This is a genomic window from Paraburkholderia sp. J11-2 (assembly GCF_905220185.1).
Classification (GTDB): Bacteria; Pseudomonadota; Gammaproteobacteria; order Burkholderiales; family Burkholderiaceae; genus Paraburkholderia.
Window position 1 is genome coordinate 181,326 of record NZ_CAJMYY010000016.1, and the last position, 14,540, is coordinate 195,865.

At 65.5% G+C, this 14,540-nt stretch carries 11 protein-coding genes; 6 read left to right on the plus strand and 5 right to left on the minus strand.

What is annotated here, in order from left to right:
* Positions 1-515: 515 nt before the first annotated feature.
* Positions 516-1,907 (minus strand): RsmB/NOP family class I SAM-dependent RNA methyltransferase, encoded by a 1,392-nt coding sequence (locus U5A57_RS23170; RefSeq protein WP_321913963.1) that lies wholly within the window; start codon positions 1,905-1,907, stop codon positions 516-518.
* Positions 1,904-2,563 (minus strand): phosphoribosylglycinamide formyltransferase, encoded by a 660-nt coding sequence (gene purN, locus U5A57_RS23175; RefSeq protein WP_321913964.1) that lies wholly within the window; start codon positions 2,561-2,563, stop codon positions 1,904-1,906. The genes U5A57_RS23170 and purN overlap by 4 nt, the downstream gene beginning before the upstream one ends.
* 178 nt (positions 2,564-2,741) lie before the next feature.
* On the opposite strand from purN, the gene U5A57_RS23180 reads away from it, so the two are divergent.
* The 6 genes from U5A57_RS23180 (at position 2,742) to dut (ending at position 10,057) form a co-directional block, all read left to right on the plus strand.
* Complete coding sequence (locus tag U5A57_RS23180; protein ID WP_321913965.1) at positions 2,742-3,737, plus strand: bifunctional riboflavin kinase/FAD synthetase; 996 nt, start codon at positions 2,742-2,744, stop codon at positions 3,735-3,737.
* Positions 3,738-3,878: 141 nt separating this feature from the next.
* Positions 3,879-6,728, plus strand: a complete 2,850-nt coding sequence (ileS, locus tag U5A57_RS23185) for an isoleucine--tRNA ligase (RefSeq protein WP_321913966.1) — start codon at positions 3,879-3,881, stop codon at positions 6,726-6,728.
* Positions 6,728-7,243 (plus strand): signal peptidase II, encoded by a 516-nt coding sequence (gene lspA / locus U5A57_RS23190; protein ID WP_321913967.1) that lies wholly within the window; start codon positions 6,728-6,730, stop codon positions 7,241-7,243. Before ileS ends, lspA begins: the two co-directional genes overlap by 1 nt.
* 33 nt (positions 7,244-7,276) lie before the next feature.
* Positions 7,277-8,506 (plus strand): bifunctional phosphopantothenoylcysteine decarboxylase/phosphopantothenate--cysteine ligase CoaBC, encoded by a 1,230-nt coding sequence (gene coaBC / locus U5A57_RS23195; RefSeq protein WP_321913968.1) that lies wholly within the window; start codon positions 7,277-7,279, stop codon positions 8,504-8,506.
* A gap of 67 nt (positions 8,507-8,573) precedes the next feature.
* A complete protein-coding gene (locus U5A57_RS23200) occupies positions 8,574-9,578 on the plus strand; it encodes an LLM class flavin-dependent oxidoreductase (RefSeq protein WP_321913969.1) in 1,005 nt (334 codons plus the stop codon).
* Positions 9,579-9,610: 32 nt separating this feature from the next.
* Entirely contained in the window at positions 9,611-10,057 is a 447-nt protein-coding gene (gene dut / locus U5A57_RS23205; protein WP_028205273.1) for a dUTP diphosphatase, read from the plus strand.
* 54 nt (positions 10,058-10,111) lie between these two features.
* Here the strand turns inward: dut and U5A57_RS23210 are convergent, their stop codons facing one another.
* The 3 genes from U5A57_RS23210 to clpS all read right to left on the minus strand — a co-directional run bounded on the left by U5A57_RS23210 (position 10,112) and on the right by clpS (position 14,350).
* Positions 10,112-11,527, minus strand: coding sequence for an amino acid permease (locus U5A57_RS23210; RefSeq protein WP_321913970.1), 1,416 nt, complete (start codon positions 11,525-11,527; stop codon positions 10,112-10,114).
* Between the two features lie 220 nt (positions 11,528-11,747).
* Positions 11,748-14,039, minus strand: a complete 2,292-nt coding sequence (gene clpA / locus U5A57_RS23215; protein WP_321913971.1) for an ATP-dependent Clp protease ATP-binding subunit ClpA — start codon at positions 14,037-14,039, stop codon at positions 11,748-11,750.
* The gene (gene clpS, locus U5A57_RS23220; protein WP_028213389.1) at positions 14,036-14,350 is read right to left on the minus strand and encodes an ATP-dependent Clp protease adapter ClpS; all 315 of its coding nucleotides are present in this window, start codon (positions 14,348-14,350) and stop codon (positions 14,036-14,038) included. Before clpS ends, clpA begins: the two co-directional genes overlap by 4 nt.
* Positions 14,351-14,540: the final 190 nt, after the last annotated feature.

Below are 14,540 nucleotides of genomic sequence, written 5' to 3' on the forward strand. Positions count from 1 at the left end.
AGCGCGTCGGCCTTTCAGCCCGGCGCCGGTGTCAAGAAAGTGAAAGCGACTAGATGCGTTGGACGGCATTCTACTAGAACCGTTCCAAGTGTTTGTAACAAAGGAAGATTTTTTTCTTTAATGGTTACGGCGTCAACGTCTGAAGGACGTTTTGAGGCGCTTTGCCGCACCCCAACCGGCCCTTTCCGAAGTATCTGTCCCCATCTAATCTTTCACTGCAATCCGCACCTCGCGTTGAGCAGCGGTATCGCGATCCCATGTTCCGCGCCTTCTAACCAGAATTCTGGCTCAAGTTGGGTGGCGTCGCGCGAAAATTCAATGGGATGCGATGGTCGTCGGGAATCAGGTCTCGATGCCACATCCACATCCCAACCTGAATACCGCCTGCCTGACGGTGTCGCCAATACGCAACGAGGGGTCAGCCGTGACTCGGCACGACCTCGCGTACCCGCTATCTCGGACCGCCCGGCCTGTGTAGGCCGGACGGTCCCGCATCGCGGCTGCCTGCCGTGCGCTTACTCCAGCGCGGCGTCCGGCTCGGCAGCTTCGCTTTCCTGCGCCTTCGCGATTGCGTCGGACGTTTCCTGCACCGCCGCGGCTTCTTCAGGCGTGGTCTGCGCGCCGGCCGCCTTCGTCTTCGGCTTCGCATCGCCGCGCCGTTCCAGCACGGCGGCAAAGAAACCGTCGGTGGCGTGGCGGTGCGGCCACAGCGAGAGGTAGTCGCCCGTGTCGAGGCCCACACGCTGCTCGGCCAGCACGTCGCGCGCGCTCACCAACACGTAGTCGGGGTGCGCCTCGAGGAACTGCTTCACGACCGCTTCGTTCTCGGCGTCGAGAATGCTGCAGGTCGCGTAGACGAGACGGCCGCCGCGCTTGAGCAGGCGCGCGGCACTCGTGAGAATCGACAGTTGCTTGGGCGCAAGCTCGGCAATCGACTCGGGCGACTGGCGCCACTTGAGGTCGGGGTTGCGGCGCAGCGTGCCGAGGCCCGAGCACGGCGCGTCCACGAGCACGCGGTCAATCTTGCCGATCAGTCGCTTGATCTTGGCGTCGTGCTCGCTGTCGATCAGCACCGGATTGACGTTCGACAGGCCGCTGCGCGCGAGACGCGGCTTGAGCTTGGCAAGGCGCCGGTCGGACACGTCGAAGGCGTAGAGCCGGCCCGTCGAGCGCATCATCGCGCCGAGCGCCAGCGTCTTGCCGCCCGCGCCCGCGCAGAAGTCCACGACCATCTCGCCGCGGCGCGGCGCGAGCAGCGTGCACAGCAGCTGGCTGCCTTCGTCCTGCACCTCGAACCAGCCGTCCTTGAACGCGTCGAGTTTCGAGAGCGCGGGCTTGCCCGTCACACGTACGCCGAACGGCGCGAACGGCGTTTCGCCGCCTTCGATGCCCGAAGCGGACAGCGCACGGATCAGTTCCTCGCGGTTCGCCTTAATGGGATTGGCGCGCAGATCGAGCGGCGCCGGGTAATTCAGCGCGGCGGCCAGTTGCGCGAGTTCGGCCGGCTCGAAGCGCGTTTCCAGCGCCTTCATGATCCACTCCGGCAGATTCAGCTGCACGCGCTGCGGCAGGCTCGCCGGGTCGATCTTCGAAACATGCTCGAGCCAGCTGGCCTCGGCGTCGGAAACGAACGGACGGATCGCCGAGCGGCCCGCCGTCGCCATGAGGCCAAGCAGCGTGAGGCGGCGCGTCGGGCTGCCCGAGCCGCTTTCGGCCAGGTGCGCGAACTCCATGCGCCGGCGCAGCACGGCGAACACGGCTTCGGCGATCACGCCGCGCTCGGCGTGGCCGAGCTTCGGATGCTCGCGGAAAAAACGGCTCGTCACCGCGTCGGCCGGGCCCGTGAATTTGAGGACGTCGGCGAGCAACGTTTCAGTCTGTCCAATCAGAAAACCATGCAGTCTCATGCGCCCTCCCCGGCGGCTTGCGAGTCGTCAAAGAAGAGCCACTGTGGCTCGGCCGGCGTGAGCGTCACGCGTTCGCCGTCGAGCGCGAGGCGCCCTTCGACGAACCAGCGCACTGCGCGCGGATACATTACATGTTCGGTCTTGAGCACGCGCGCGGAGAGCGCCGCGGCGTCGTCGCCCGCGCGCACCGGCACCACCGACTGCGCGACGATCGGGCCATGATCCAGCGTGGGCGTCACGAAATGCACCGTCGCGCCGTGCACGCGGCAGCCCGCGTCGAGCGCCTGCTGGTGCGTCTTCAGGCCCGGAAACATCGGCAGCAGCGAGGGATGGATATTGAGCATCCGACCCGCATAATGGCCGACAAACGATTCGGTCAGCACACGCATGAAACCCGCCAGCACGACGAGGTCCGGCGCATAGCCGTCGATAACTTGAGAGAGCGCCGTATCGAAGCTGGCGCGATCGGGAAACTGGCGGTGATCGACGACCGCCGTGGCAATGCCGTTCGAAGCCGCGAACGCGAGGCCCGCGGCGTCAGGACGGTTGGCAATCACGGCGGCGATGCGCGCGCCCCAAGCCTCTTGCGCGCAAGCGCGCACGATGGCTTCCATGTTGCTGCCCCGTCCCGAAATCAGGATGACGAGATTTTTCATCCGCGGATTTTATCATCGGGGGGCCTGCTCGACGCTCGTGCGGCGGCGATCGTCGCCTCGTGCGTTTATAATCTTCTGTTTCGTCGCGGTCTTTGGGCCGCGAATGGCCAAGTCAGAAGGTCCTTAGCACGCGCGCTGCGCCAGCGCGCTTTTTGAGGTTCCACCAGGTTCCGCTATCGTGAGAGTCTTCCGCGGTCTTCCCAATGCCGAAAGCCGCGCGCCCTGCGCGCTGACCATCGGCAATTTCGACGGTGTCCACCGCGGGCATCAGGCATTGCTCGCGCGCGTGCGCGCGGCAGCCGACGCGCGCGGCCTGCCCGTCTGCGTGATGACCTTCGAGCCGCATCCGCGAGAGTTCTTCAACCCGGCCAGCGCCCCGCCGCGCATCGCCATGCTGCGCGACAAGCTCGAGGCGCTGCGCGAAAACGGCGTGGACCGCGTCGTGGTCGAGCATTTCAACCACACGTTCGCGAGCCAGTCGCCCGAGGCGTTCGTCGAGCGCATCATCGTGGGCGGCCTGCACGCGCGCTGGATGATGATCGGCGACGACTTCCGCTATGGCGCGAAGCGCGCGGGCGACTTCGCCTCGCTGCAGGCCGCGGGCGCGCAGTACGGCTTCGAAGTCGAACAGATGGCGACCGTGGCCGACCCGTCGGGCGTGCGCATTTCCAGCTCCGCCGTGCGCGCGCAACTGCACGCGGGCGACCTCGACGCCGCGCGCGCCTCGCTTGGCCGCGGCTATCACATCAGCGCGCACGTCACGCATGGCCTGAAGCTCGGCCGCGACCTCGGCTTCCCCACGATGAACCTGCTGATCGGCCACAAGCGGCCGGCGCTCAAGGGCATTTTCGTCGTGATGGTGCATGGCATCGCCGACCACCCGCTGCCCGGCGTCGCGAGCCTCGGCCTGCGCCCGACCGTGGACGACTCGGGCCGCGTGCTACTCGAAGTGCATCTGCTCGACTGGCACGGCGACGCCTACGGCAAGCTCGTGCGCGTCGAGTTTCTCAAGAAACTGCGCGACGAGGAGAAGTTTCCCGACCTCGAAACGCTCACCGCCGCGATCGCCCGCGACGTGGCGAACACCCGCGCGTGGTTCGCCGCCGCGGGCGCCAGCGTGGCCGGCGGCGCGTCCACCGGCTTCGCCACCTCGGCCACCGACCGAATTAGGTGACCTGCGGCCCGCATGCGCGGGCTGCCCCGCCCCCAGGCGCCGCGTGCGGAACGCACGGCATGCAGCGCCCGAGGCGACGGTTGCGCGGCATCGGCCGCAACGCTGACGCCATGCATCCCCCGAATTCCACGTGATCTCACCATGAGCGACAAGAAAGCATCCTCCGGCAAGCCGCAGAAGTCCGAATCGAAGTACCCCGTCAATCTGCTCGACACCCCGTTCCCGATGCGCGGCGATCTGCCCAAGCGCGAGCCGCAATGGGTCAAGGAGTGGGAGGAGAACCAGGTCTACGAGAAGATCCGCGCGGCCTCGAAGGGCCGCAAGAAGTTCATCCTGCACGACGGTCCCCCGTACGCGAACGGCGACATCCACCTCGGCCACGCGGTGAACAAGATCCTCAAGGACATGATCGTCAAGGCGCGCAATCTCGCGGGCTTCGACGCGGTCTATGTGCCGGGCTGGGACTGCCACGGCATGCCGATCGAAATCCAGATCGAAAAGCAGTTCGGCAAGTCGCTGCCCGCCCAGGAAGTGATGCAGAAGGCGCGCGAATACGCGGCCGGCCAGATCGAGACGCAGAAGAAGGGCTTCAAGCGCCTGGGCGTGCTCGGCGACTGGAACAACCCGTACAAAACCATGAACTTCGCGAACGAGGCCGGCGAGATCCGCGCACTCGCGAAGATCATCGAGAAGGGCTACGTGTTCCGGGGCCTGAAGCCCGTGAACTGGTGCTTCGACTGTGGCTCGGCGCTTGCCGAAGCGGAAGTCGAGTACAAGGACAAGACCGACCCGACCATCGACGTGCTGTTCACGTTCGCGCAGCCGGCTGAAACGGCGGCCGCGTTCGGCCTCGCCGCCCTGCCGCGCGAAGAAGGCGGCATCGTGATCTGGACCACCACGCCCTGGACGATCCCGTCGAACCAGGCGCTGAACGTGCATCCGGAAATCGACTACGCGCTCGTCGACACGCAACGCGGCCTGCTGATCCTCGCGGTCGAGCGCGTGGAAGCGTGCATGAAGGAATTCGGCCTCGAGGGCAAGATCGTCGCCACGACGAAGGGCGAGAAGCTCTCGCTGCTGCGCTTCAACCACCCGCTCGCCTCGGCGCACCCGGGCTACAAGCGCACCTCGCCGATCTATCTCGGCGACTATGTGACGACCGACACCGGCACGGGCATCGTGCACTCGGCGCCCGCCTATGGCGTGGAAGACTTCGTGTCGTGCAAGGCGCACAACATGGCCGACTCGGACATCATCAGCCCGGTGATGGGCGACGGCCGCTATATCGAGTCGCTGCCGCTCTTCGGCGGCCTCTCGATCTGGGCGGCGAACCCGAAGATCGTCGACGCGCTCGACGCCGCCGGCACGCTCCTGCGCAGCGAAAAGTACCTGCACAGCTACATGCACTGCTGGCGCCACAAGACGCCCATCATCTACCGCGCCACGTCGCAGTGGTTCGCGGGCATGGACGTCACGCCCAAGGACGGCGGCAAGACGCTGCGTGAAACCGCGCTCGAAGGCATCGAGGCGACGGCGTTCTACCCGTCGTGGGGCAAGCAGCGCCTGTATTCGATGATCGCCAACCGCCCGGACTGGACGCTCTCGCGCCAGCGCCAATGGGGCGTGCCGATGGCGTTCTTCGTGCACAAGGAAACTGGCGAACTGCATCCGCGCACGCTGGAGCTGCTCGAACAGGTCGCGCAGCGCGTGGAAAAGGCGGGCATCGAAGCGTGGCAAACGCTCGACCCGCGCGAGCTGATCGGCGACGACGCGAACCTGTACGAGAAGAACCGCGACACGCTCGACGTGTGGTTCGACTCGGGCACGACGCACTGGCACGTGCTGCGCGGCTCGCACAAGGACGAGCTGCAGTTCCCGGCCGACCTGTACCTGGAAGGCTCGGACCAGCACCGCGGCTGGTTCCACTCGTCGCTGCTCACGGCTTCGATGCTCGACGGCCGCCCGCCCTACAACGCGCTGCTCACGCACGGCTTCACCGTGGACGGCGAAGGCCGCAAGATGTCGAAGTCGCTCGGCAACGGCGTCGATCCGCATGAAGTGGCGAACCGCCTGGGCGCGGAAATCATCCGTCTGTGGATCGCCTCGACCGACTATTCGGGGGAGCTTGCCATCTCGGAAGAGATCCTGAAGCGCGTGACGGAAGGCTATCGCCGTATCCGCAACACGCTGCGCTTCCTGCTCTCGAACCTGTCGGACTTCGACTTCGAGAAGCACGCGCTGCCCGCGAGCGAATGGCTCGAGATCGACCGTTATGCCGTCGCGCTCACACACACGCTGCAAAACGACGTGCTCTCGCACTACGACCGCTATGAGTTCCACCCGGTCGTGGCCAAGCTGCAGACGTTCTGCTCGGAAGACCTGGGCGGCTTCTATCTCGACGTGCTGAAGGACCGCCTCTACACGAGCGCGGCGGACTCGAAGGCCCGCCGCGGCGCGCAAACGGCGCTGCACCACATCACGCATAGCCTGTTGCGCATCCTCGCGCCGTTCCTTTCGTTCACGGCCGAAGAAGCGTGGAAGGTGTTCCAGCCGCAAAGCGAAACCATCTTCACCGAAACCTTCCACGCCTTCCCGGACGTCGAAGGCGCGCCGGAGCTGATCGCCAAGTGGACGCTGCTGCGCGAAGTGCGCGGCAACGTGACGAAGGCGCTCGAAGAGGCGCGTGTGGCGAACCAGATCGGCTCGTCGCTGCAAGCCGAAGTGCGCATTCTCGCAAGCGGCGCGCGTTACGACGCCCTCACCTCGCTCGGCGACGACCTCAAGTTCGTGCTCATCACCTCGGCGGCGGAAGTCGTGAAGGTGGAAAGCGAAGCGGAGGAAGGCGTCGAAGTGGTCACCTCGAAGTACCTCAAGTGCGAGCGCTGCTGGCACTACCGCGAGGACGTCGGCGCGAACGCGGAGCATCCGGGCCTGTGCGGCCGCTGCGTCGTGAATCTGTTCGGCGACGGTGAAAAACGGAGCGCGGCATAATGGCAAAAACGCTGCCGAAGCAAACCCGGTCGAACGGCGCAAGCGGCACGCTCGCGCCGTGGCTGGGCATCGCGGTCATCGTGATCCTCGCCGACCAGCTCACGAAAATCGCCATCAACAAGGTGTTCAGCTACGGCGAAGGCCGCGTGATCACGCCGTTCTTCAACCTCGTGCTGGTCTACAACAAGGGCGCGGCGTTCAGCTTCCTGTCGGCGGCGGGCGGCTGGCAGCGCTGGGCGTTCACGGCGCTCGGCGTGGTGGCGGCGCTCGTGATCTGCTATCTGCTCAAGCGCCACGCCACGCAGAAGCTCTTCTGCACCGCGCTCGCGCTCATCATGGGCGGCGCGCTCGGCAACGTGATCGACCGCCTGCTCTACGGCCACGTGATCGACTTTCTCGACTTCCACGTGGGCGGCTGGCACTGGCCGGCATTCAACCTGGCCGACAGCGCGATCTGCATCGGCGCGGCGCTGCTGGTGTTCGACGAACTGCGGCGCGTGCGCGGCGCGCGCTGAGCGTGCCCGCTGCACGGTTAAAGGAGCTGTGACTTGAACACGTCCGCTGCAAACCCAGGCGAACTGGCCGGCCGCCACCTCGTGCTCGGCATGACGGGCGGCATTGCCTGCTACAAGATCGCCGAGCTCACGCGCCTCCTGACCAAGGCAGGCGCGACCGTGCAGGTCGTGATGACCGAGGCGGCCACGCAGTTCATTACGCCGGTCACGATGCAGGCGCTCTCGGGCCGCCCCGTCTACACGAGCCAGTGGGATGCGCGCGTGCCGAACAACATGGCGCACATCGACCTCTCACGCGAGGCCGACGCCATCGTCATCGCGCCTGCCTCCACCGACTTCCTCGCCAAACTCGCGCACGGTTTCGCCGACGACCTGCTCTCCACGCTGTGCGTGGCGCGCGACTGCCCGCTGCTCGTCGTACCCGCGATGAACCGGCAGATGTGGCAAAACCCGGCAACGCAGCGCAACGTCGCGCAGCTGCGCGCGGACAGCATCGAAACGCTCGGCCCCGATTCCGGCCCGCAGGCGTGCGGCGAGATCGGCGACGGGCGCATGCTCGAACCCGAAGCCGTGTACGAGGCGATCGTCTCCTTCTTCGCGCCGAAGGTGCTCGCGGGCCGCAAGCTCCTGATCACCGCCGGCCCGACCTTCGAGCCGCTCGATCCCGTGCGCGGCATCACCAACCGTTCGAGCGGCAAAATGGGCTTCGCGCTCGCGCGCGCCGCGCAGCAGGCGGGCGCCGAGGTGCATCTGGTCGCGGGCCCGGTCGCGCTGCAAACGCCGTGGGGCGTGTATCGCGAAGACGTTCAGACCGCCCGGCAGATGTACGACGCGGTCATGCGCGCCGCCACCGACGCCGATGTCTTCATCGGCGTGGCGGCTGTGGCCGACTGGCGCGTCGACCATGTCGCCGAGCACAAGATCAAGAAAACGGCCGAGCACCGCATGCCGACGTTCACGTTCGTCGAGAACCCGGACATCCTCGCCTCGGTCGCGGCCCTGCCGAATCCGCCGTACTGCGTGGGCTTCGCCGCCGAAAGCGGCAATCTCGACGTGCACGGCGAAGAAAAACGCGCACGCAAGAAAGTGCCGCTCCTGATCGGCAATCTCGGCCCGCTCACCTTCGGCCAGGACGACAATGAAGTCGTGCTGTTCGAGGCGGCCGGCCGCACGCCGCTGCCGCGCGCGGCCAAGCAGGCGCTCGCGCAGACGATCGTCGCCGAGATCGCGCGGCGTCTGCCCGACCAGAGCATCATCTCGTGACGCACGCGCCGGCGCACCCGTGTGCCGGCGCGCGGCGCCGCGAACACAGGCAAGGAGCAGTAATGCCATGACACTGCTTTCCGTACTCGACCAGTCGCCCGTCATCGCCGGGCACAGCGCGGCGGATGCCATCGCCGCCACCATCGAACTCGCGCAGCTTGCCGACGACCTCGGCTACACGCGCTACTGGTGCGCCGAACACCACGGCCTGCTGGGCGTGTGCAACCCCAGCCCCGAAGTCATGCTCGCGCGCCTTGGCAGTGTGACGAAGCGCATCCGCATCGGCTCGGGCGGGATCATGCTGCCCTATTACAGCCCGTTCAAGGTCGCCGAGCAGTTCATGATGCTCGAGGCGCTCTTTCCGGGACGCGTCGATCTCGGCGTCGGTCGCGCGCCGGGCGGCGACATGCGCACCGCGCAGGCTGTGGCTGCGGGCGCCTACAACCGCGGCGACCAGTTCACGCAGCAAGTGCAGGATCTCGTCGGCCTGATGGACGGCAACCTCCCAGCCGACCACCTCGCGCACGGCGTGGTGCTGCAGCCGCAAATCGACACGCGCCCGCAGCTCTGGGTGCTCGGTTCGAGCGACTTCGGCGGCATTCTCGCCGCGCAGCTCGGGCTGCGCTTCTCGTTCGCGCACTTCATCAACGCACACTTCGGGCATCTCGTGGCCGAGGCATATCTCGACCGCTTCAAGCCGGGCCACGAGGCGAAGCCGTATCTCGCGTGCGCCGTGTTCGCGATCTGCGCCGACACCGAAGCCGAAGCCGCCGACCTCGAAAAGGCCGTCGACCTGCGCCGCGTGCAGATGGCCTACGGGCTGAACGCGCCAATTCCGAGCCTCGAGCAAGGGCGCGCGCAGGAATACGGCGAGCGCGAGCAGATCGTGATCGACCGTGAGAAGCCGCGCAGCGTGATCGGCACGCCGGAGAGCGTCACGGAGCGCCTTCTTGCGATCAAGGACAACTTTCGCGCCGACGAACTCATCGTGCTGACCGTTGCGGGCAGCTACAAGGCTCGTCTGCGCTCTTATGAACTGCTTGCCGAGGCGTTCCAGCTGCCTCGCGCCTGAGCGAACCACCACCGCCCCATCACCCTGACTTCATGAAAATCGACATCAAGATCCTGAACGAGCGCATGCGCGACCAGCTGCCCCATTACGCCACGCCAGGCAGCGCCGGCCTCGACCTGCGCGCGTGCCTCGACGCGCCGATCACGCTCGAACCGGGCGAAACGAAGCTCGTGCCGACGGGTCTCGCCATCCACGTGGCCGACCCCGGCTACGCGGCACTGATCCTGCCGCGCTCGGGTCTTGGCCACAAGCACGGCATCGTGCTCGGCAACCTGGTCGGCCTGATCGACTCCGACTACCAGGGCGAACTGATGATTTCGACCTGGAACCGCGGCCACACCACCTTCACGCTCAACCCGCTGGAGCGCCTCGCGCAGCTCGTGATCGTGCCGGTCGTGCAGGCGCAGTTCAACATCGTCGACGACTTCGAGGCGAGCGAGCGCGGCGCGGGCGGCTTCGGCAGCACGGGCAAGCACTAAGCCCAGCGGTTGCGCCGGCAACAAAAAAGCACGCCTTGGCGTGCTTTTTTGCGTTTAGGCGGAGGCTTCGGTTCGCTGCGTGGCACCCGGACGCCGGCGATACCAGAGCGCATAGACCACCACGAGCACCGCGAGAAACGCGAGGCCGTAGACCAGCGTCATGCGGAATTCGCGCGTAAAGGCCGTACCAGCCAGAATGCCGAGCATCAACAGCGCGCCCAGCACGCTCGTGAACGGGAAACCCCACATGCGGAACGCGAGCGGCGTGCCGCCTTCACGCGCCTGGCGCACGCGGAAAAAGATCTGCGTGACGAAGATCATGAACCACGTAAACATCGCGCCGAACATGGCGATCGACATCATCAGCGTGAACGCCGCCTGCGGCCAGAGTGCGTTGAGCACGGCCGCCACCGCGATGCCGATAGTGGACAGCGAAAGCGCAGCGGTCGGCACGCCGTGGCGTGTGAGCCTCCCGAACGCCGCGGGCGCATAGCCCGCGCGCGAAAGGCTGAACATCATGCGCGTGGTGATGTAAAGCTGGCTGTTCATGGCGGAGAGCGCCGCCACGAGCACGATGAAGTTGATCGCGCCCGCTGCATAAGGCACGCCGGTCGCGGCCATCACCTTCACGAACGGGCTCTCGTTGCCGCCCGCCTGAGTCCACGGCACGATGGCGAGCATGAGCGCGAGCGTAAGCAGATAGAACAGCACGAGCCGCAGCACGGTTGCGCGAAACGCACGCGTGACGGCGCGCTGCGGGTCCTGCGCCTCGGCGGCCGCCACGGCGATCGTCTCCACGCCGAGGTAGCTGAAGAGCGAGACGATCGTGCCCACCCACACGCCCCACCATCCTCGCGGCAGCAAGCCGCCGTGCTGCGTGTAGTTCGCGAAGCCCACGCCCGAGCCGGCTGGTGCCCGCCAGACGAACCAGGCGCCCAGCACGATGAACGCAACGATGGCTGCAATCTTCAGGCTCGAAAACAGGTATTCGATGGTGCCGTAAGCGCGCACACTCATTGCATTCACAACGATCAGCGCTGCTGAGAATCCGATGATCCAGTAAAGCCCCGGCACGTGGGGAAACCAGAACTTCATGTAGATGGCGATTGCTGCAACCTCGGTGCCGACAGCCAGCACATACGCCGACCAGTACGCATAGCGCACGACGAAGCCGGCGAGCGGCCCGATGTAGTGTTCGGCATAGGCGCCGAACGAGCCCGACACGGGATGCGCAACGGTCATTTCGGCCAGTGCGCCCATCAACAGCAAGGCGATCAGCGCGCCGATCGCGTAGGAAATCAGCACGCCAGGCCCGGCGAAAGAGATCGCAAAGCCGCTGCCGAGAAAGAGCCCGGTGCCGACTGCGCCGCCGATGGCGATCATCGTCATCTGCCCGGCGGACAAGCCCTGGCGCAGCCCTTGTTCGCGCTCGACGATGGCTTCGAACGCGCCCGATTTACGTGGTACCACTGTTACACCCCTGCTTCGCGCAAGACGCTACTGAAGCGCTGCGCATCAAGAAAACGCCGGCGGCGGGACAAACGCGTATTTTACCGGCTGACGGCTCGGCCACTTGCACGGCATGGCGCGACACCTGAACCGGCCAGCCAGCCCAAAAGAAAAAACGGCGCAGTCCTCTCGGACTGCGCCGTCTTGCCTGAAGGCTCTGTGCGCGCTTTCGCGCTGCCGCTTACTCCACTTCCACCGCTTCCGGATTGCGCGGCGCCGGCTGCTCGTCGAACGTGAGCTGGACCTTGTCGTCCGCATCGACGTCCACGGTCACGCGGCCGCCGTTCATGAGCTTGCCGAACAGCAGTTCGTCGGCGAGCGCACGGCGGATCGTGTCCTGGATCAGGCGCTGCATCGGCCGCGCGCCCATGAGCGGGTCGAAGCCATGCTTTGCCAGATGCTTGCGCAGTGCGTCGGTGAAGACCGCGTCGACCTTCTTCTCGTGCAGTTGGTCTTCCAGTTGCATGAGGAACTTGTCGACCACGCGCATGATGATTTCCTCATCGAGCGCACGGAAGCTGATCGTCTGATCGAGCCGGTTGCGGAACTCCGGCGTGAACAGGCGCTTGATATCGGCCAGCTCGTCGCCCTGCTCGCGCCGGGTCGTGAAGCCGATCGTCGACTTGTTCATCGCCTCGGCGCCCGCGTTCGTCGTCATGATGATGATGACGTTGCGGAAATCCGCCTTGCGGCCGTTGTTGTCGGTCAGCGTGCCATGGTCCATGACCTGCAGCAGCACGTTGAAGATGTCCGGGTGCGCCTTCTCGATTTCGTCGAGCAGCAGCACGCAGTGCGGCTTCTTCGTGACGGCTTCGGTCAGCAGACCACCCTGGTCGAACCCGACGTAGCCCGGCGGCGCGCCGATCAAACGGCTCACCGCATGGCGCTCCATGTACTCGGACATGTCGAAGCGGATCAGCTCGATACCGAGCGTGAACGCGAGCTGGCGCGCCACTTCGGTCTTGCCGACGCCGGTCGGGCCCGAGAACAGGAACGAGCCGATTGGCTTGTCCGTCTTGCCGAGACCCGCGCGCGCCATCTTGATCGAAGCCGAAAGCGCATCGATAGCCGGATCCTGGCCGAACACCACGGCCTTCAGATCGCGGTCGAGCGTTTGCAGCTTGCTGCGATCGTCTTGCGAGACGCTTTGCGCCGGCACGCGCGCGATCTTCGAGATGATCTCTTCGATCTCGCTCTTGCCGATGGTCTTCTTCTGCTTCGACTTCGGCAGGATGCGCTGGGCCGCGCCTGCTTCGTCGATCACGTCGATTGCCTTGTCGGGCAAGTGACGGTCGGTGATGAAGCGTGCCGACAGTTCAGCGGCCGCGTTCAGCGCGCCCGACGAATACTTCACGCCGTGGTGCTCTTCGAAGCGCGACTTCAGGCCACGCAGGATCGCCACGGTCTGCTCGACAGTCGGCTCGACCACGTCGACCTTCTGGAAGCGCCGCGACAGCGCCGCGTCCTTCTCGAAGATGCCGCGGTATTCCGTGAACGTCGTCGCGCCAATGCACTTGAGCGTGCCCGACGAGAGCGCCGGCTTGAGCAGGTTCGACGCATCGAGCGTGCCACCCGACGCGGCGCCTGCACCGATCAGCGTATGAATTTCGTCGATGAACAGAATGGCGTGCGGACGCTCTTTCAGTTCCTTGAGCACCGTTTTGAGGCGCTGCTCGAAGTCGCCGCGATACTTCGTGCCCGCAAGCAGTGCACCCATATCGAGCGAGTAGACTTGGGCGTCTGCGAGAATGTCCGGCACTTCGCCGCGCGTGATGCGCCAGGCGAGCCCTTCCGCGATCGCGGTCTTGCCGACACCGGCCTCGCCCACGAGCAGCGGATTGTTCTTGCGGCGGCGGCACAGCACCTGCACCACGCGCTCCACTTCCAGTTCGCGACCAATGAGCGGATCGATCCGGCCGTCCTTCGCCATCTGGTTCAGGTTCTGCGTGAACTGGGCGAGCGGGGTTTCCTTCTGGCCGGCGGCGTCTTCGGCTTCGGCGTTCGCGTCGCTGGCCTTGGCGGCTTCGCCGCTGCCCGTCTTCGCGATACCGTGCGAAATGAAATTCACTACGTCCAGACGCGTGACGCCCTGCTGCTGCAGGTAGTACACCGCGTGCGAGTCCTTCTCGCCGAAGATGGCGACCAGCACGTTCGCGCCCGTCACTTCCTTCTTGCCGTTGGAAGTGGACTGGACGTGCATGATCGCGCGCTGGATCACACGCTGGAACCCGAGCGTCGGCTGCGTATCGACGTCATCCGTGCCGGGAACCGTAGGCGTATTGTCGTGAATGAAGTTGCGCAGGTTCTGTCGCAGGTCTTCGATATTGGCGGCACACGCACGCAACACTTCCGCCGCTGTTGGGTTGTCCAACAGCGCCAGCAGCAGATGCTCGACCGTTATGAACTCGTGCCGTGCCTGACGTGCTTCCATGAACGCCATGTGCAGGCTGACTTCCAGTTCCTGGGCAATCATGCTTCCTCCATCACACACTGCAGCGGATGCCCGGCCTGCCGTGCATGGGTAACGACTTGCTCAACTTTGGTCGACGCGATGTCTCGCGTATAGACCCCACAAACGCCCCTGCCCTCGCGATGCACCTTCAACATGATCTGCGTTGCGGTCTCGCGGTCCTTATTGAAATATTCCTGCACGACCATCACGACGAATTCCATCGGCGTGTAGTCGTCATTCATTAGCACGACCTTGTACATGGAGGGCGGTTTGACCTTTTGCTCCTGCCGCTCCAGTACGGTTGAATCCTGCTTGTCCGGGATAATCGCCATACACCCATTCTAAACAACTCGGACAGGCCCGCAATCCTGCCGTAACCTGACCGGCCGGCCGGTGAACCCGGCGCTCCCGACCTGCGACCCGCTGCAAGCAATTCATGCACCCTGGCCCGGCCCCGATCCCTTGGACCGGCTGCGGGGCCGGTACACAATCCTGCACTGAGCAGCTTTCACGCCACCGTTG